General features: G+C 69.1%; 15 protein-coding genes and 1 rRNA gene. All 16 read right to left on the bottom strand.

The window, feature by feature from the left end; genetic code table 11:
* Positions 1-27: 27 nt before the first annotated feature.
* Complete coding sequence (gene rpmA / locus AB0K21_RS40730; protein ID WP_030924780.1) at positions 28-285, bottom strand: 50S ribosomal protein L27; 258 nt, start codon at positions 283-285, stop codon at positions 28-30.
* A 19-nt stretch (positions 286-304) separates the two neighbouring features.
* Positions 305-607 (bottom strand): 50S ribosomal protein L21, encoded by a 303-nt coding sequence (rplU, locus tag AB0K21_RS40725; RefSeq protein ID WP_030924785.1) that lies wholly within the window; start codon positions 605-607, stop codon positions 305-307.
* A 333-nt stretch (positions 608-940) separates the two neighbouring features.
* Positions 941-3,694 carry an Rne/Rng family ribonuclease gene (locus AB0K21_RS40720; RefSeq protein WP_343977161.1) on the bottom strand — a complete coding sequence of 918 codons (2,754 nt, stop codon included), beginning with the start codon at positions 3,692-3,694 and terminating at the stop codon, positions 941-943.
* A gap of 97 nt (positions 3,695-3,791) precedes the next feature.
* Positions 3,792-4,571, bottom strand: a complete 780-nt coding sequence (locus tag AB0K21_RS40715) for a TIGR03936 family radical SAM-associated protein (protein WP_343977164.1) — start codon at positions 4,569-4,571, stop codon at positions 3,792-3,794.
* A gap of 100 nt (positions 4,572-4,671) precedes the next feature.
* Positions 4,672-6,582, bottom strand: a complete 1,911-nt coding sequence (locus AB0K21_RS40710) for a TIGR03960 family B12-binding radical SAM protein (protein WP_343977167.1) — start codon at positions 6,580-6,582, stop codon at positions 4,672-4,674.
* Positions 6,583-6,637: 55 nt separating this feature from the next.
* Positions 6,638-7,801: a rod shape-determining protein RodA gene (gene rodA, locus AB0K21_RS40705; RefSeq protein ID WP_343977170.1), complete on the bottom strand. Its 1,164-nt coding sequence runs from the start codon at positions 7,799-7,801 to the stop codon at positions 6,638-6,640.
* A gap of 67 nt (positions 7,802-7,868) precedes the next feature.
* Complete coding sequence (mrdA, locus tag AB0K21_RS40700; protein ID WP_343977173.1) at positions 7,869-9,932, bottom strand: penicillin-binding protein 2; 2,064 nt, start codon at positions 9,930-9,932, stop codon at positions 7,869-7,871.
* A 47-nt stretch (positions 9,933-9,979) separates the two neighbouring features.
* Positions 9,980-10,507, bottom strand: coding sequence for a rod shape-determining protein MreD (gene mreD / locus AB0K21_RS40695; protein WP_343977176.1), 528 nt, complete (start codon positions 10,505-10,507; stop codon positions 9,980-9,982).
* Positions 10,508-10,511: 4 nt separating this feature from the next.
* A complete protein-coding gene (gene mreC / locus AB0K21_RS40690; protein WP_343977179.1) occupies positions 10,512-11,420 on the bottom strand; it encodes a rod shape-determining protein MreC in 909 nt (302 codons plus the stop codon).
* Complete coding sequence (locus tag AB0K21_RS40685; protein ID WP_030924806.1) at positions 11,420-12,451, bottom strand: rod shape-determining protein; 1,032 nt, start codon at positions 12,449-12,451, stop codon at positions 11,420-11,422. Before AB0K21_RS40685 ends, mreC begins: the two co-directional genes overlap by 1 nt.
* Positions 12,452-12,642: 191 nt before the next feature.
* On the bottom strand, positions 12,643-13,053 hold the full coding sequence (ndk, locus tag AB0K21_RS40680) for a nucleoside-diphosphate kinase (protein ID WP_030924808.1): 411 nt from the start codon (positions 13,051-13,053) through the stop codon (positions 12,643-12,645).
* Positions 13,054-13,144: 91 nt separating this feature from the next.
* Entirely contained in the window at positions 13,145-14,989 is a 1,845-nt protein-coding gene (locus AB0K21_RS40675) for a hypothetical protein (protein ID WP_364157857.1), read from the bottom strand.
* Positions 14,990-15,000: 11 nt separating this feature from the next.
* Positions 15,001-15,381 carry a DUF4233 domain-containing protein gene (locus AB0K21_RS40670; protein WP_343977189.1) on the bottom strand — a complete coding sequence of 127 codons (381 nt, stop codon included), beginning with the start codon at positions 15,379-15,381 and terminating at the stop codon, positions 15,001-15,003.
* 7 nt (positions 15,382-15,388) lie between these two features.
* Entirely contained in the window at positions 15,389-16,681 is a 1,293-nt protein-coding gene (locus AB0K21_RS40665; protein WP_343977195.1) for a folylpolyglutamate synthase/dihydrofolate synthase family protein, read from the bottom strand.
* A 228-nt stretch (positions 16,682-16,909) separates the two neighbouring features.
* Positions 16,910-17,335, bottom strand: a complete 426-nt coding sequence (locus AB0K21_RS40660) for an RDD family protein (protein ID WP_364157935.1) — start codon at positions 17,333-17,335, stop codon at positions 16,910-16,912.
* Positions 17,336-17,494: 159 nt separating this feature from the next.
* A 5S ribosomal RNA gene (rrf, locus tag AB0K21_RS40655) occupies positions 17,495-17,579 on the bottom strand; the annotation flags it as partial.

Below are 17,579 nucleotides of genomic sequence, written 5' to 3'. Positions count from 1 at the left end.
CTGCCCTCAACGTCTGTCGGTGCGAATCTACTCCGCGACCGGAACGATGCTCACCGCGCGGCGCCCGCGCTTGACACCGAACAGAACGTGGCCTGCGGCCAGCGCGAACAGCGTGTCGTCACTGCCACGGCCGACGTTGTCGCCGGGGTGGAAGTGGGTGCCACGCTGACGAACGATGATCTCGCCGGCGTTGACCAGCTGACCACCGAAGCGCTTCACACCGAGCCGCTGGGCGTTGGAGTCGCGGCCGTTCCGAGTGGACGACGCGCCCTTCTTGTGTGCCATCTCGCAAAACTCCCGAAACTCAGGCCTGGTCGATGCCGGTGATCTTCACCTGGGTGTACCGCTGACGGTGACCCTGGCGCTTCTTGTACCCCGACTTGTTCTTGTACTTCAGAATCCGGATCTTCGGACCCTTGGTCTCACCGAGAATCTCGGCGGCAACCGTGAACTTGCCCGCCTCGGTGGTCACGTCGCCGTCGTTGACGACGAGGACCGTCGGCAGCGAAACCGTGGAACCGACCTCGCCGGCGACCTTGTCCACTTCAAGGACGTCACCGACGGAGACCTTCTGCTGCCTGCCGCCGCAACGAACGATCGCGTACACCGCGGAACCCTTCTTCTGACTGCTTGCTCGCTGGATGCTGCGCCCCGCATCCGGCTGTGGTCATTGATGACGTACCGGGTAGGCGCGCGAACAGGGCGCGCCATGAGCGCACCGGTTCACCAGAATACCGGATTGACGGTGTCCTGGTCGAACCGGGCGGAACGTCGGGGGTGCCGACCTCAGGACCTGCTCCTTGGATCTTCTGCCTGCCTTGGTCACCGGACGGGGCCTCGCGACGGTCTCCGTCACCCATAGCACGCTATGAGCTCCTCTTCCGCCCTACGAGACACCATCCGGCAGACCCACGCCACGGCAGAATCTGCGGGACAGGACCTACTCGGCCGGCCTGGCCTTGCGGGAGCGTCTCCGCCCCCGGCCAGAAGCCTGTGCTGCCTGACCGTCCTCGTTCTGGACGCCATCAAGCGCATCGGTCACCGTATCACGACCCGACTGGTCACCGGCCGCCACAGCGTGGCTACCGTCCTTGCCGAGCTTCTCCGCGACGGCCTTCTCGACCGCCATCTTGCCCTGCGTACCACGCGGCTCCGGCTTGCCCTCGACCGGCTCGGTCGAGACGTGCAGGCCGCGGCCGTTGCAGCACTCGCAGACCGTGGAGAACGCCTCCAGGAGGCCCTGACCGACCCGCTTACGCGTCATCTGGACCAGGCCCAGGGAGGTGACCTCGGCGACCTGGTGCTTGGTACGGTCGCGGGCCAGGCACTCCAGCAGCCGCCTCAGCACCAGGTCCCGGTTGTTCTCCAGCACCATGTCGATGAAGTCGATGACGATGATGCCGCCGATGTCGCGCAGCCTGAGCTGGCGGACGATCTCCTCGGCCGCCTCCAGGTTGTTGCGGGTGACGGTCTCCTCGAGGTTGCCGCCCTGACCGGTGAACTTGCCGGTGTTGACGTCGACCACGGTCATGGCCTCGGTCCGGTCGATCACCAGCGAGCCACCGCTGGGCAGCCAGACCTTGCGCTCCATCGCCTTGGCGATCTGCTCGTCGATCCGGTAGGCGGCGAAGACGTCGCCGTCCTCCTCCCACCTGCCGAGGCGGTCGGCCAGGTGCGGGGCGACGTAACGGACGTACTCGTCGACCGTCTCCCACACTTCGTCTCCCGCGACGACCAGCGAGGAGAAGTCCTCGTTGAACACGTCTCGGACCACCCGGACCGTCAGGTCCGGCTCGGAGGAGAGCAACTCCGGCGCGCTGGCCGACTTGGCCTTGCGCTGGATGTTCTCCCACTGCGCCGACAGCCTGGCCACGTCGCGGCTCAGCTCGTCCTCCGACGCGCCTTCGGCGGCCGTGCGGACGATGACCCCGGCGTTCTCCGGCATGACCTTCTTGAGGATGCTCTTGAGGCGGGTGCGCTCCTTGTCGGGGAGCTTGCGACTGATCCCGGTCATCGAGCCGTCGGGCACGTAGACCAGGTAGCGCCCGGGCAGGCTGATCTGGCTCGTCAGGCGGGCGCCCTTGTGACCCATCGGGTCCTTGGTGACCTGCACCAGCACCGACTGGCCCGACTTCAGCGCCACCTCGATCCGCTTGGGCTGTCCTTCCAGCCCGGCGGTGTCGAAGTTCACCTCTCCGGCGTACAGCACCGCGTTACGGCCCTTGCCGATGTCGACGAACGCGGCCTCCATGCTCGGCAGGACGTTCTGCACCTTGCCGAGATAGACGTTGCCCACGTACGACTGGCTCGCCTCGCGGTTGACGTAGTGCTCGACGAGGACCCCGTCCTCCAGTACCGCGATCTGGGTGCGCCCGCCGGTACGGCGGACCACCATCATGCGCTCGACGGACTCCCTGCGGGCCAGGAACTCCGACTCGGTGATGATCGGCGGACGCCTGCGGCCAAGCTCGCGCCCCTCGCGGCGGCGCTGCTTCTTGGCCTCCAGACGGGTCGAGCCTCGCACACTCTGCACCTCGTCCACCGAGGTGCTGCGCCCGGCGCGGGGCGCGCGGATGCGCACCACGGTGTTCGGCGGATCGTCGTGAACCTCACCCGCCTCGTCGGCGCCCCTGCGCCGCCTGCGGCGACGCCGGCGCGAGCTGCCGCTCTCCGAGTCCTCGTCCTGCTCAGCCTCGGGCCTGTCCTCCTCGTCCTGCTCGGCCTCGGTCTCCTCGCTCTCGTCGAGGTCCCGCGTCTTGCCACGGCCCCGACCGCCCCTGCGGCGCCGACGCCGACGGCCACCGGCGTCCTCGTCTCCGTCCGTGTCCTCGTCCTCGGGCTCCTCGGCGATCTCGGCGGCCTTCGCCTCGACGGGCTCGGGCTCCGGCTGCGGCGCGGGAGGCTGGACCGGCGCGAGCCGGGCGGCGGGCTGCGTGGCCCGCTGCGGGTCGGGGGCCTGGAACAGCGGCTGGAACACCGCCGCGGGTGCCTGGAAGGTCACCGAGGGCACCTCGGAACGTTCTTGGGCGACCAGCCCGAAGGGGTCGGCGAACAGCCCCGGCCGCCGTTCCTCGACGACTTCCTCACCCGCCGGCTCGTCGTCGAGCGGTTCGTCGACGGGCAGTTCGAGCAGCAGCTCCGCCTCGGTCTCCTCCGCTCCCGCCATGGGCGCCTCACCGGTGACCTCCTCGGCCACGGCCGGCTCCTCCTGCACGACCGCCTTCTTGCGCGTACGGGTGCGCTTGACAGGGGTGGCGGGCTCCTGGACGGCGGCGGGCGCCGCGGGCGCCGCCTCTGCGTCCGCCGTCTCGACAGGCTCGGCGACCGGTTCGGTCACCTTCTTCGCACGACTACGCCGCGCGGTGGTGACGGTGCCGTCCGTCGCGGCGGCCTTGCGCCTGGTGGCGCGCTTGGGCGCCGCCGCCTTCGCCTCCTCGGCCTCGGCGGGTTCCGCGGCCTTCGCGGGCTCCGCCGCGGGCCCGGACGCACCGGCCTCCGACGGTTCCGGCGAGATGCCGGACGCCGCCCGGGGTGCGGGTGCCGTCACGACCTCGGGAACCGAATCCGGTACCTCCGGCGGAGGTCCCGCAGGTCGGCTCGCGGCCCTGCGCCGGGGCGCCGGTGGCCGCGTCTCTTCTGTTGTCGTATCCCCACCGAGGCTGTTGACCCCGGCGTTGGGCTCGTTGTCGAGCATGCGGGCGCTCTCCCGTTCAGCTCCCGGGCACGTCTCCGCGCCGCGCGGGAGCTCTCGTCTCTCACTGTCCGCCAGGCTCATAGCCCGGCGCCAAGTCCTATATGTCGCCGCCGACGTGCCTGCCCACCGGTTCCGCTTCGCCGCCGCGCGTAATGTCGCGGTCCAGGCCGAACGGATCAGCGGGCTCACCGGTGCGAACGTCCAGCGGGCCCTGCGCCAGCCTGGTCACCTCGGGGGGCACCGGCGGCGCGAAGTCAGCCACAAGACGCAGTCCAGTGAGAACGTCGTCGGGTCGAACGGCAGGAGTTGCGTGCCGTACAACCATGCGAAGTATGACACATGGCCGACTGGACGCCTGACCTGCTGTTGTCCCTTTGCCCTCAAATGCCGCGAGGCTCAGCACCGCCTCCCGCGCGTCGAAACGTCGCATCCCCTTCTTGGTAAGGCGTTCGACCTCGACGTGATCGGTGGCGACGAATTTCTCAACCGCGACACCGGCGAGGGCGAGATCGGCTCCGGGCAGCCGCAGTTCCCACGCCGAGCACTCCATCTGGTCGGCCAGACTCGCGGGGCCGGCCACCACGACGTCGAGTACGTCGAGACCGGGAGGCAACGAGGCGTCCAGAGCGACTCGCAGCCGCTCCGGGTCACACTCGCGCGTCAGGCTGATCTCGAGGTATTCGGCCTCGCTGGCGACCCCGGTGGGTGCGGCCCCTCCCACATAGGAGATCTTCGGGTGGGGCGAGAAGCCCGCGCTGAACGCCACCGGGACGTCGGCTCGCCGGACCGCGCGTTCAAGCGCCCGGGAGATGTCGCGGTGGCTGGTGAAGCGCAGGCGGCCGCGCTTGGCGTAGCGCACACGGAGGCGCTGCACCACTGGCGCGGGCGGCGGCCCGTCGGGAGCGGGTTTCAGGGTGGTGTCGTCCTTCCAAAGTCGTGGTCGTCTCCTGGTGGGCGGCGCTCACGCACCGCCTACCTCAGACAACCGTCAGTGGCAGCAGCTTCTTCCCGGTGGGCCCGATCTGGATCTCCGTCCCCATCGTGGGACAGACGCCGCAGTCGTAGCACGGGGTCCATCGGCAGTCTTCGACCTCGACGTCGTTGACCGCGTCCTGCCAGTCCTGCCAGAGCCATTCGCGGTCGAGACCGGCATCGAGGTGGTCCCAGGGCAGGACCTCGTTCTCCTCGCGCTCGCGGGTGGTGTACCAGTCGACGTCGACGCCGACCTTGGCCGCGGCGTCCATCCAGCGCTGGTAGGAGAAGTGCTCGCTCCAGCCGTCGAACCGGCCGCCGTCCGCCCACACCGCGCGGATGACCTCCCCGACCCGGCGGTCGCCCCGCGACAGCAGGCCTTCCACGATCGAGGGTTTGCCGTCGTGGTAGCGCAGGCCGATCGCCCGGCCGTACTCCCTGTCACCGCGCAGGGCCTCCTTCAACGCCCTGAGCCTGCGGTCGACCGTCTCGTGGTCGGCCTGGCCGGCCCACTGGAACGGGGTGTGCGGCTTGGGAACGAAGCCACCGATGGAGACCGTGCAGCGGACGTCGCGCGACCCGGTGGCCTCCCGGCCGGCCTTGATCACCTTCTTGGCCAGGTCGGCGATGCCCTCGACGTCGACGTCCTCCTCGGTGGGCAGGCCGCACATGAAGTAGAGCTTCACCTGCCGCCAGCCCTGGGTGTACGCGGTGGTGACGGTCCTGATCAGGTCTTCCTCGGTGACCATCTTGTTGATCACCTTGCGCATCCGCTCGGAGCCGCCCTCGGGGGCGAACGTCAGACCGGAGCGTCGGCCGTTGCGGGAGAACTCGTTGGCCAGGTCGATGTTGAACGCGTCGACCCGGGTCGAGGGCAGCGAGAGCGAGGTGTTGGTGCCCTCGTAACGATCCGCCAGCCCCTTGGCGACCTCACCGATCTCGGAGTGATCGGCCGAGGAGAGCGACAGCAGGCCGACCTCGTTGAAACCTGACGCCTTCACGCCCGCCTCGACCATGTCGCCGATCGTGGTGATCGAACGCTCACGCACCGGGCGGGTGATCATGCCGGCCTGGCAGAACCGGCAACCCCGGGTGCAGCCGCGGAAGATCTCCACGCTGAACCGCTCGTGCACGGTCTCGGCCAGCGGGACCAGCGGCTTCTTCGGGTACGGCCACTCGTCCAGATCCATGACCGTGTGCTTGTGGATCCGCCACGGCACACCCGACCTGTTGGGTGCGACGCGCTGGATACGGCCGTCGGGGTGGTAGTCGACGTCATAGAACTTCGGCACGTAGACCCCGCCGGACTCGGCCAGCCGCATCAGCAGCCCGTCGCGCCCGCCGGGCGAGCCCTCGGCCTTCCACTCGCGGATGACCTCGGTGATCGCGATGGCGATCTGCTCCCCGTCGCCCAGCACGGCGGCGTCGAGGAAGTCGGCGATCGGCTCGGGATTGAACGCCGCGTGACCGCCGGCCAGGACGATCGGATCATCGTCGCCCCGCTCCGACGCCTCCAGCGGGATGCCCGCCAGATCCAGCGCGGTCAGCATGTTGGTGTAGCCGAGCTCGGTCGAGAAGGAGAGACCGAGCACGTCGAACGCCCGTACCGGACGGTGCGCGTCGACCGTGAACTGAGGTACGCCCTCGGCGCGCATGAGCGCCTCCAGGTCGGGCCAGACCGCGTAGGTCCGCTCGGCCAGCGTCTCCGGCAGCTCGTTGAGGATCTCGTAGAGAATCTGGACGCCCTGGTTGGGCAGACCGACCTCGTAGGCGTCCGGATACATCAACGCCCAGCGGACCGTCGTCTCGTCCCAGTCCTTGACGGCCGAGTTGAGCTCACCTCCAACATACTGGATCGGCTTCTGCACTCTGGGCAGGAGCGCTTCCAGACGGGGAAACAGCGACTCGACAGACATGGCATCAAGAATATCCGCCTGGAGAGAGTGCCATAGGCAGTCACCCATGCCGGTGCTAGAAGGACTGCCGACGCATGTGAATCGCTTGAAGTATCCCAAAAGCAATCATGTTGGCGAAGGTGGCTGTGCCGCCGTAGGAGACGAACGGCAGGGGAAGACCGGTGATCGGCATGATCCCGACCGTCATCCCGATGTTGACGAACGACTGGAAGGCCAGCCAGCACACGATCGACCCGGCCGCCAGCGTGCCGAACCGGTCCTCGCACTCCCGCGCGATCCGCACCCCCCGCAGCAGGATCACCCCGAGCAGTGCCACCACGGTGACCGAACCGAGGAAGCCGAACTCCTCCCCCGCCACCGTGAAGATGAAGTCGGTGTGCTGCTCGGGTACGAAGCGGCCGGTGGTCTGACCACCCCCGAACAGCCCCTTGCCGAACACCTCCCCCGACCCGATCGCGATCAACGACTGGGTGCTGTTGTAGCCGACCCCGCGTGGATCGCTGGCCGGGTTGAGGAACGCGGTGAACCGGGCGATCTGGTACGGCTCCAGGATGTCGAGGAACCAGACGGCCACCCCCGCGCCGACCACGACGAGGGTGAGCCCGCCGATCCAGCGCTTGCGGGCGCCGGCCACGACGATCGCACCGGCCGTGATCACCCCGATGACCATCGTGGTTCCCAGGTCGGGCTGGAGCATCACCAACCCCATGGTGAAGACGGCCACCACCAGCGCGATCACGACGTCGAAACTCCTCGGCCGGTCGGTGCCGCGAGCGGGCTGGGCCAGCAGCATGGCGAGCATCAGCACCAGGCCGAGCTTGGCGAACTCCGAGGGCTGGAACGCGAAACCACCGCCCAGCATGATCCACGAGTGTGCGCCGTTCACCGTGCTGCCGAGGGGTGTGATCACCAGAAGCAGCCCGATCAGCGTCACGCCGTACACCAGCGGCGCGAAGGTTCTCAGCGTCCGGTGGTCCAGCATCGCGGCCGTACCGGCCAGCACGGCCCCGATGACGAGGTTGAGGATGTGCTTCTTGACCAGTCCGGTGGAGCCGGCCGCCCAGGTCCTGGTCGAAGACCAGACCAGCATCGTGCCGATGACCCCCAGGGCGGCTACGGCGACCAGCATCAACCCGTCCATCCGGCCCACCGCGGCGACCGCCGCCACCGTCCTGCCGGCCAACGACGCCCTCGGCGGCGCGGCCGCCACCCGGTTCACGCCGCCCTCCTGGCGGATGTCACCGCCGACGCCGTCACGGACCGCACCGCGGACAGCACAGCGGACCTCATCGCGCCACCGTCCCGTCTTTCGCGATCACCGGAAGCGCTCTCACCGGGCGCCCGCCCGGCAGGATCGGGGAGACCTGCTTGCCGTCGGGCTTGAATCCGAAGATGCCCTCGTAGATCTTCCGCACCGCCGGAGCCGCGGTCTGGGCGCCCATCCCGCCCTGGGACACCATGGCGACGATCACGAACTGCGGCTTGTCCGTCGGGGCGAACGAGGCGAACCACGACGTGTCGGCCTTGCCATAGACCTCGGCGGTGCCGGTCTTTCCGCCGACCTTGACCTTGTTCATGGGAAACCCGACAAAGGCCCCGGCCGCGGTGCCGTCGGAGGCGACCTCGCTCAGCGCCCCCTTGATGTAGGCCCGTTCCCGCGATGAGAGCGGCAGCCTGCCCACCACCGGCACCTCGATCTCCTTGACCTTGGTGCCGTCGGGGCGCACCAGCGCCCAGCCCAGCCGGGGGCTGCGCAGCCTGCCGTCCCCGACCAGCGCCGCGTAGGCCGCCGCCAGCTGCAGCGGCGTCACCAGCACGTCGCCCTGCCCAATGGAGAAGTTGGCGGCGTCACCGGGCCGCCACTGGTACCCCTCCAGGCAGTTCTCGTACGCCAGCCGTTTGAGGAAGGCGGCCCTGCTGGGGCTGCTTCTGGCCACCTCCGGGTAGCCGGTCCTGGCCCGCTTGCAGTTGGTGTCCTTGGTCGCCGACCAGAGCGTCTTCTTCCACGCCCGGTCAGGGATCCGTCCCGCCGACTCACCCGGCAGGTCGATACCGGTGGGGCGGCCGAAACCGTAGGCGCGCGCCATGGCCGCCATCGGTTCCTTGGTCCTCCCCTTGGGATTGAGCCCGCCGTCGCGCAGCCACTGCTCGTAGGCCGCCCGGTAGAAGATCGTGTCGCAGGACTTCACCAGCGCCATGTGCAGGGTGAGCGTTCCCAGCCCGATACCCCGGAAGTTGTTGAACGGCCGGTCGCCCACCATGAAGGACCCTGGACAGTCGTACTGACCGTGCAACGGGTAGCCGTCCTTGAGCATCGCCGCCACCGACGACACCTTGAACGTCGAGCCAGGCGCGAACTCGCCCTTGATGGCCCGGGAGACCAACGGCTTGCCCGCCTTGCCGGACAGCAGGCGCTGGTACTGCACCTCGGAGATTCCCCCGGTCCAGATCGCCGGATCGTACGTCGGCGCGCTGGCCAGGGCGATGACCCTGCTCGTCTTCACGTCCAGCACCACCGCCGCCGCGCCGTCGGCCGTGGGCGCGCCCTTCATCGCCTCGGCCAGCGCCTTCTCCGCCGTGGCCTGCACCCTGGAGTCGATGCTGGTGATGAGCGTGTCACCCGGCACCGGAGGCACGTGCTGCTCCACCCCGATGACCTTGCCAAGCCGGTCGACCTGCACCCGCCGCATCCCCGGCGTCCCCCGCAGCGACACGTCGTAGACCGACTCCAGGCCGTCCCTGCCCACCAGGTCGACCCCGGAGAACGCCGCCCTGAGCCCGTCGCGCCTGTTCAGCTCCTCCTGCGTGATCGGCTGCAGGTAGCCGAGCGCCTGAGCTCCCGCGCTCCGGCTCGGATACTCCCGTACCGCCTGCACCTCGGCCGTGACCCCGGGGAACTCCTCCTGCCGTTCCAGGATCTGCAGGGCCTCGCGCGTGGTGACATCCGCGTCGATGGGGATCGGCTGGTACGGGGAGCCCGGCCAGCAGGGGCGGGCGACCCCTGGCCCGCATGCCCTGATGCGCTCCCGTAACTCGGCGGGGCGACGGCCGAGCACGGCGGCCAGCTTCTCGAGCACCTCCTTGCCGTTGCCCTCCATCCGGTTCAGGCGGGTGCGGTCGACCGAGACCACCAGCGTGGTCCGGTTTCGGACCAGCGGACGGCCCGTCGAGTCAAGGATCTGCCCGCGTACCGCGGGAACGACGACATCGCGCGTACGTGTCTCGGTGGCGGCCACCACGTACTCCGGACCGCGCACCACCTGCACCTGCCAGAGCCGGACGGTGAGCAACGCCAGCATCGACACCACCAGCAACTGCACCACGACCAGCCGCCCCCGCATCAGGCCCATGCCCGCTCCTCCCACCGCCGCTCACGTGTTCCCCAGCACGAGATGCCTCACAGGCGGCTCCGCATGACGTATCCGAGCACCTGGACGGGGCGCGGCTCCGGCCCGCAGACGAGCCTTCGCACCACCCACACCACCGGCGACGCGGCGAGCAGGTTGTAGAGCACCGCCTGCGGCAGCGCGGTCGTGAGCATGGACACACCGGTCCGCGGGTCTCCCAGCAGAGCGCCGGTCGCCACCGCGATCACCGGACCGGCGACCGCGCAGGCCAGCGCTGCGAGCGGCCCCGCCCCCGGATGGCTCTCCACGGCGCGTCCCGCGATGAAGCCGACGAGGCAGAGCACCAGCGCGTGGTGCCCGAACAGGTGCGCGGCCGGTGGCAGCACGTCGCTGAGAAGCCCGGCGGCGAACCCCATGGCTGCCCCCGCCGCTGCCCCGCGGGCCAGCGCGTACCCCACCACGGCGAGCAGCACCAGATCCGGCGCGGCCTGCCCCGGCAGCGGCAGCCTGTTGACGACGGTCACCTGGAAAATCATGATTCCCAGGAGCAGCGCCACGAAGATCGCGTTGCGCCCCATCCCGTCAGACCCCCTCTCGCTGGAAGCGTGGAGGCGCCGCCTTTCGCGGGCCGGAGGGGAGCACCGCGTCACGCGGGTCGCGGCGCGGCGCCTGCACCACCACGCCGACCACGTCCAGCGCGGTGAGGTCGGCGTACGGCCGTGCGTACGCGATGCGGGTCAGCTCACCCGGCGTGGCCTCCACCCGCTCCACCACCCCGATCGGCACCCCCGCCACGTACGGGGCGCCGCGCTGGGAACCGAAACTCACGATGCGGTGGCCGGGGATGATGGGCGCGGTCGAGTCGAGCAGCCGGAAGCGGACCAGGCGGCCGTTCTCCCCCACCCCGTGCACCACTCCGATCTCGTTGCTTCCCTCCAGCCGGGCTCCGGCCGCTGAGGCAGGGTCGCTGAGCAGGACCACGGTCGAGGTGGACGCGCCCACGTGGATCACCCTGCCGACCAGGCCGTCGGCGTTCAGCACCGTCATCTCGGTGCGCACCCCGTCGAGGCGCCCCACGTCGAGTTCGACGGCCTCCTCGAACCCGGGAGCCCCGCGCCGGGCGATCACCTGGGTGGGCAGGATCTTGTATCCGCCGGTACCCGAGACTCCGAGCAGCTTGCGCAGCTCCTCCGAACGCCCCCGGTCGAGGCTCTGCGCCACCAGGTCCCGCTTGAGCCGCTGGTTCTCCGCGAGCAACTCCTCGATGCGTCCACGCGCGGAAGGGGCACCGGTCATCGTCTCGAAGAACTCGCCGACCGGCCGCACGATCCCCGACCCCACGCTCTCCGCGGTGCCGAACAATGTCGTGCCGACCATGCGGAGCGGCCCGAACGGGGACTGCGTGGCCGAACGGTGGTCGATGGTCACGAGCACGAGCGCGGCGGCCAACAGCAGCCCCAGGTTGACCCGTGCCCGGCGGGTGTCCTTCATCAGTGCCGCGGCTCGGGAACCAGGACCTGCTGCAGGGCGTCGAAGTCCTCGACGCACTTGCCCGTGCCAAGCGCCACGGAGTCGAGGGCGTTGTCGACGAGGTGGATCGGCATGCCGGTCTCGGCCTTCAGCCGCTCGTCCATGCCCTTGAGGAGCGCCCCGCCTCCGGTGAGGGCGATTCCCCGGTCCATGAGGTCTCCGGATAGCTCCGGCGGGCACTTGTCAAGTGTGGTCTTGACCGCGTCGACGATCACGTTGAGCGGTTCCTCGATGGCCTTGCGGATCTCGGCCGCCGACACCACGATCGTCTTCGGCAGGCCGCTGACCAGGTCACGCCCCCTGATCTCGGCATGGCTCTCCTCCGGGAGCATGCAGGCGGAGCCGATGGCCATCTTGATCTCCTCGGAGGTGCGCTCGCCGAGCATGAGCGAGTACTCCTTCTTCGCGAAGGCGATGATCGCCTGATCGAGCTCGTCACCGCCCACCCTGATCGACTGGCTGGTCACCACGCCGCCCATCGAGATGATCGCCACCTCGGTGGTGCCGCCGCCTATGTCGACCACCATGTTGCCGGTGGGCTCGTGCACGGGGAGCCCGGCGCCGATCGCGGCGGCCATGGGTTCCTCAACGATGTAGACCCTGCGGGCGCCCGCCTGGTATCCGGCCTCCTTGACCGCCCGCTGCTCGACCCCGGTGATCCCACTCGGCACGGCGATGATGATGCGCGGCTTGGCGAAATGGCGGCGCTTGTGCACCCGCTGGATGAAGTAGCGCAGCATGCGCTCGGTGACGTCGAAGTCGGCGATGACACCGTCCTTGAGCGGACGGATCGCGATGATATTGCTTGGAGTGCGGCCTATCATCCGCTTGGCCTCGATGCCAACGGCCACGATCTTCCCGGTGATGCTGTTGATCGCTACGACGGACGGCTCGTTGAGCACGATTCCGCGCCCTCTGACGTACACGAGGGTGTTCGCGGTGCCGAGGTCGACTGCCATGTCACGGCCCAAAAAAGCAAGATTGCTGCCCATGAGGAAGGCTGGCCTCCTTCCGTCAGGTCGTCGGCGAAAACTACGGAACGCACTCGAATCGTAACGTGACGCACCCACCCTTGAGCGCAATGAGCCGGCCTACCGCAGCAAAATCTTGGGTTAGCCAAACAGGTCGGGCCCCGCCGTCCAGAAGGACGGCGGGGCCCGACAAACACGATAAAAGCGGGCGCCTAGAAGCGATCCGGGAAGAAGATCTTGATCTCCCTTGCGGCGGACTCGGGGGAGTCCGAGCCGTGGACGACGTTCTCGCCGATCTCCAGAGCGTGGTCGCCGCGGATGGTGCCGGGAGCGGACTTGACCGGGTCGGTCAGGCCGGCGAGGGAGCGGAAGGCCTCGATGGCGCGCGGTCCCTCCAGCACCAGCGCGACCAGCGGACCGGAGGTGATGAACTCCACCAGCTCACCGAAGAACGGCCGCTCGGAGTGCTCGGCGTAGTGCGTCTTGGCGGTGTCGACGTCCAGGGTGCGCAGCTCCAGCGCCACGACCTTCAGGCCCTTGCGCTCGACACGGGCGATCACGTCGCCGATGAGACCACGCGCCACACCGTCGGGCTTGATCAGGACAAGGGTGCGCTCGGACACTGAGGTTCTCCTTCGAACACGTATGGGTCGCTGACTGCGGTAATCGCGCGAAGTTTACCGCCCTTCGCGCGCTTTCCCGTGGTCGGCGGAGTCACTGCAGGGCCGGACCGCTTCCCGGGCCGTCCTCCGGGGAGGGCGCGGGCGGTGGCACCACCACCGGCGGCGCGACCACCTTCTCCGGCTCCGGCTCCGCGTCGGGGTCCCGCTCGGGAACGCGGTCCGGCTCGTGCCGAGGCCTGGACCTGTTGCCCTTGCCCGCTCCGGTACCTCCTCCGGCCGCGGCGACGGACCCGCGCTCCGGCCCGGCCTCCGGCTTCGAGCGGGCCGGCGTGTGAGAACCGGTCACCGCCTCGGAGCGCGGCCGCGCCACCGTGGGCCCTGGCTGTCCTCGCGTGACGGCCTCCCGCCATGCACCGCCGACGGGATCGATCTCCCCCGCGGGAGAGGGCACCAGCCCAGAGGAGGGGCCCGCCACGGGTGAGGTGTCCGCCGTACCGGCATCCGGCGAGCTCCCCGGACTCCCCGGACTCCCCGGACTCCCCGGCAGGAGACGGGCCAGCACGGCAGCGAGCACGATCACCACCAGCACCAGGCCGCCCCCGATCAGCGCCCACAGGTGCAGAGCGTCCACGAACCCGTCGACCAGCGCCTGCGGAGTCTTGGCCTCCCGCAGCTGGGCGACCTGGACGCCGCTGCCCAGCAGGAATCCGGCCAGCACCGCGGGGAAGAACAGCGACAGCGCCAGGAGCGCGGCCTCCTCGGCACAGGAGCGCAACGCGCCGGTGATGGCCACCGAGGCGCCGCCCGCGAGCAGTGTGAACGGGAGGATCAGCGCGAGCCCGCCCGGAGCGGGCAGGAACAGCCGTACCGCACACAGGCCCGCGACCACCACCACCAGTCCACCGGCGGTGACCACGGGCATCGCCGTCGCGCCCAGCCGGTTCGTCAGCGCGGCGGCGAGGAGGGCCACCAGGGTGGCGGTCGCGAAGGCCGACCAGAGGCCGGACAGGCCAGGACCTCCCAGCCCGCCGAGTTCGACATAGGTGACCTGGGCCGCGGTGGGCAGGACCACGACGCCGACCGCGACCATCGCGTAGGCCGGCGCGCGGCCGACGGCCCCCCGTGAGGCCCCCGAGGAGGCCAGAGCGAGCAGCACGACGACGGACACCAGAGCCGCGCGGATCACGAGACCCGCCGACCAGTCGAACGTGCTTCCCAGGGCGAGGGCCGCGACGCCCGCGGCGGGCACGACCGCCCACAGCGTGCGCCCGCGTGCCGCGACGGCCGCGTCCGGACCGGCGGTGCTCCCACCGTCCTTCAGCCACAGCACGAGGTAGAGCGCGGCCAGCGCGAGCGCCACCCCGGTGAGCATCGGGTACGGCTGCAGGGTGACGCGCCAGGAGTCGACCTGGTCGAGGGGCCAGAGCGCGAGCGCCTGTGCGGCCAGGAGACTCGCCGCCAGCACGGCTGCCCACAGTGCCCGCAGGAACGACGAGCGCCCCCAGACGGCCATCAGAGTGGCGGGGACCAGCAGGCCCGCGCCGACACCGTGCAGGACCCGCAGGCCCCCCACCAGCATCGTGGACCCCGCATAGCCGCCGGCGGCGTCCGCGAAGGCGAGCAGGGTCAGCCCCGCGACCACCATCGGGGCCGCCCGCACCCGGCGTACGAGCACCGCGGCCACCGGCATGGTCAGGACCATCGCGGGGAGTGCCAGCCCATGCGCCCTGATCATCGCTATCTGCGAGACTTCCGGCGGCAGGAGGGCGGCGACCACCGAGATGGTGTTGGGGATGGCGACGATCGCCAGCGGCAGCACTACTGCGACGAGCAGTCCGAGGACGACGTCGAGCATCAACGAGACACGGAGTGCGCGCACCAGGCCCGTGGGCCCGGCGCCCACTGCCCGGGTCGGCTGGATGGGAGGGACGGCCATGTTGGCCGACTTTAGCGAGAAGTCACGCCCTCGACACGGCGAGCGACGAATATCGCTGTGATCCACAGCGCGGCGAAGATCACTCCGAGGAGGAACATGGTCGGGACCATGAAGCCGGAGGCTATGGCGAGCAGCTGGATCAGGCTTCCCACGATGTAGGCGAAAGGCCGCTTGAGCAGGCCGATGACCAGAACACAGAGAAGCGCCAGACCCAGCCCGACGGTGGCCGCGACAGCCGGTTCGACACCCTGCGTGTTGATGGCCACCGGCGTGAACAGCCCGACGACTATGGCCTCCATGCCGAGCACGCTGGCGCAGAGGCGCCTCATGCCCGGAGTGACCGTGATCATTTCTCGCTCCTCCTCAGTCGCCCGGCCGTCGGCCGTCGGCACCCACCGCTCATTGCGTCTCGTCCGCCTTGAGCAGAAGCCGCGCGTCACCGGCGGTGACCACGGAACCTGTGATCAACACCCCGGCACCGCTGAACTCTCCCAGAGCGTCGGCCATGCCGATCGCCCTGTCGATCGCACTGTCCAACCGCTCGACCTGGTGCACCCGGTCGAAACCGAAGACCTCCTCGGCCAGCGCGGCGAGATCGTCCACGTCCATGGACCTTGGCGAGGAGTTCCTGGTCACCACGATCTCGTCCATCATCGGTTCCAGCAGTTCCAGGATGCCCTCGACATCCTTGTCCTCGAACACCGCCACCACTCCGATGAGCTTCGCGAAGTCGAAGGACTCGTGCACCGCGTCCAGAGTGGCCCGCATCCCCGCCGGGTTGTGCGCGGCGTCGACGATGACCGTGGGGCCCCGGCGCACCACCTCCAGCCTGCCGGGCGAGCGCACCCCCAGGAACGCCTGTCGCACCAGCTCGGTGTCGAGAGGCTCGTCCCCGCCGGTCAGCGCCTCGACCGCAGCCAGGGCGCAGGCGGCGTTGCTCGCCTGGTGGGCACCGTACAGGGGAAGCAGGATGTCGTCATAGGTCCCCTTGAGGCCCTTGAGCCGGAGCAGTTGCCCGCCGATGGCGAGCTCCCGGCCCAGCACTCCGAACTCCAGCCCCTCGCGTGCCACGGTGGCGCCCGTCTCGGCCGCCTGCCGCATCAGCACCGCGGCTGCGGGGAGCTCCTGCTGCGCGAGCACGGCGGTCGCCCCGGCCTTGATGATGCCGGCCTTCTCCCCCGCGATCGTCTCGACATCGGGCCCGAGGTAGTCGACATGGTCGAGGGAGATGGGCGTGATGACCGCCACAGTACCGTCCGCGACGTTGGTGGCGTCGGTGATGCCGCCCATTCCCGTCTCGATGACCGCGACGTCCACGGGGGCGTCGGCGAACGCCGCGAACGCCATCGCGGTGAGCGTCTCGAAGAAGGAGAGCCGCCGCCCTTGAGCGTCGACCATCTCCAGGTAGGGCGCGATGTCCTCATAGACCTCGACGAAGCGCTCCTCACTCAGCGGAGCACCGTCCACGCTGATGCGCTCGCGCATGGAGACCAGATGCGGGCTGGTGAACCGGCCGACACGCAGATTGCGCTCGCGCAGCAGCGCCTCGATCATCCGGGTCGTGCTCGACTTACCGTTCGTACCGGCAACGTGCACGACGGGATAGGAGTGCTGCGGGGAACCCAGCAGATCCACAAGCGCGGCGATCCTGTCGAGACTGGGCTCGAAGTTCCACTCGACTCCGCGCTGCATGATCGCTTGTTCAACCGCTCGATAGTCCACGTTCCCAGCCTACTGACCTTTCCACCAGGTTCCGGACCGGCCCGTATGGCGCAAGAGCGCCACCGCATGGGATACGAGCCACCGTGAAACGAGAAAGGCCCCGCGCGTTCGGCGGGACCTTTCCGGAAAGATCGTCACGCGGCCCTGGAATCGTCCCGTGGGATTTTCATGTCCGCGCCATAGGCCTGGAACGTCGCGTCATGCCTCGACGACCCGGGTCCCCGCCATCTTGTCGTGCCACCCTTGACGGTAACCGCTGCTGTCGAAGAACGGCGACAACGCCCAGAGGATCCACAGGACAAACAGGATCGGCAAGATCAAGAGTGCGATGTTGAGGACCTCTTTGACGGCGTACCGGCCGAAGGCGGGGTCCACCGTGACCGGCTCGCCATGCTCCTTGTCGACGACCCTGATCCTCACGAGCAGCTTGCCGAACGTCGCCCCCTTCCAGGCGGTCATCACAGGCTCGTAGACCACCCTGAGTATGAGAGTGAGGAAGTAGGAGCGCAGAGAACCAGGCTCGGTGTCGACGTCCAGCACAAACTCCAAGAAGGGCACGACGGGAGTCGCGAGAACTACAAGGATGACCGTATCAACGATATGGGCACCCAGGCGTCTGCCCATGGACGCGGTCCGGAGATGCCTGCCTAAAGAATCGGTGCGCGGTGAATCTGTCACGCCAGAAAGAGTGTCACCGATGACTTGAAAGGGACTGAGATACCGCTTGGAGCCGGAAAGCACGAAGGCCCCCACCGAAAGGTGAGGGCCTTCATATGAAAGATTGTCCGGCGGCGACCTACTCTCCCACACCGTCCCCGGTGCAGTACCATCGGCGCTGAAGAGCTTAACTTCCGGGTTCGGAATGTAA

The organism is Streptosporangium sp. NPDC049248, assembly GCF_040678965.1.
GTDB lineage: Bacteria > Actinomycetota > Actinomycetes > Streptosporangiales > Streptosporangiaceae > Streptosporangium > Streptosporangium fukuiense.
The sequence above is the reverse complement of the archived record's forward strand: the minus strand, read 5'-3'. Positions and strand labels throughout refer to the sequence as shown.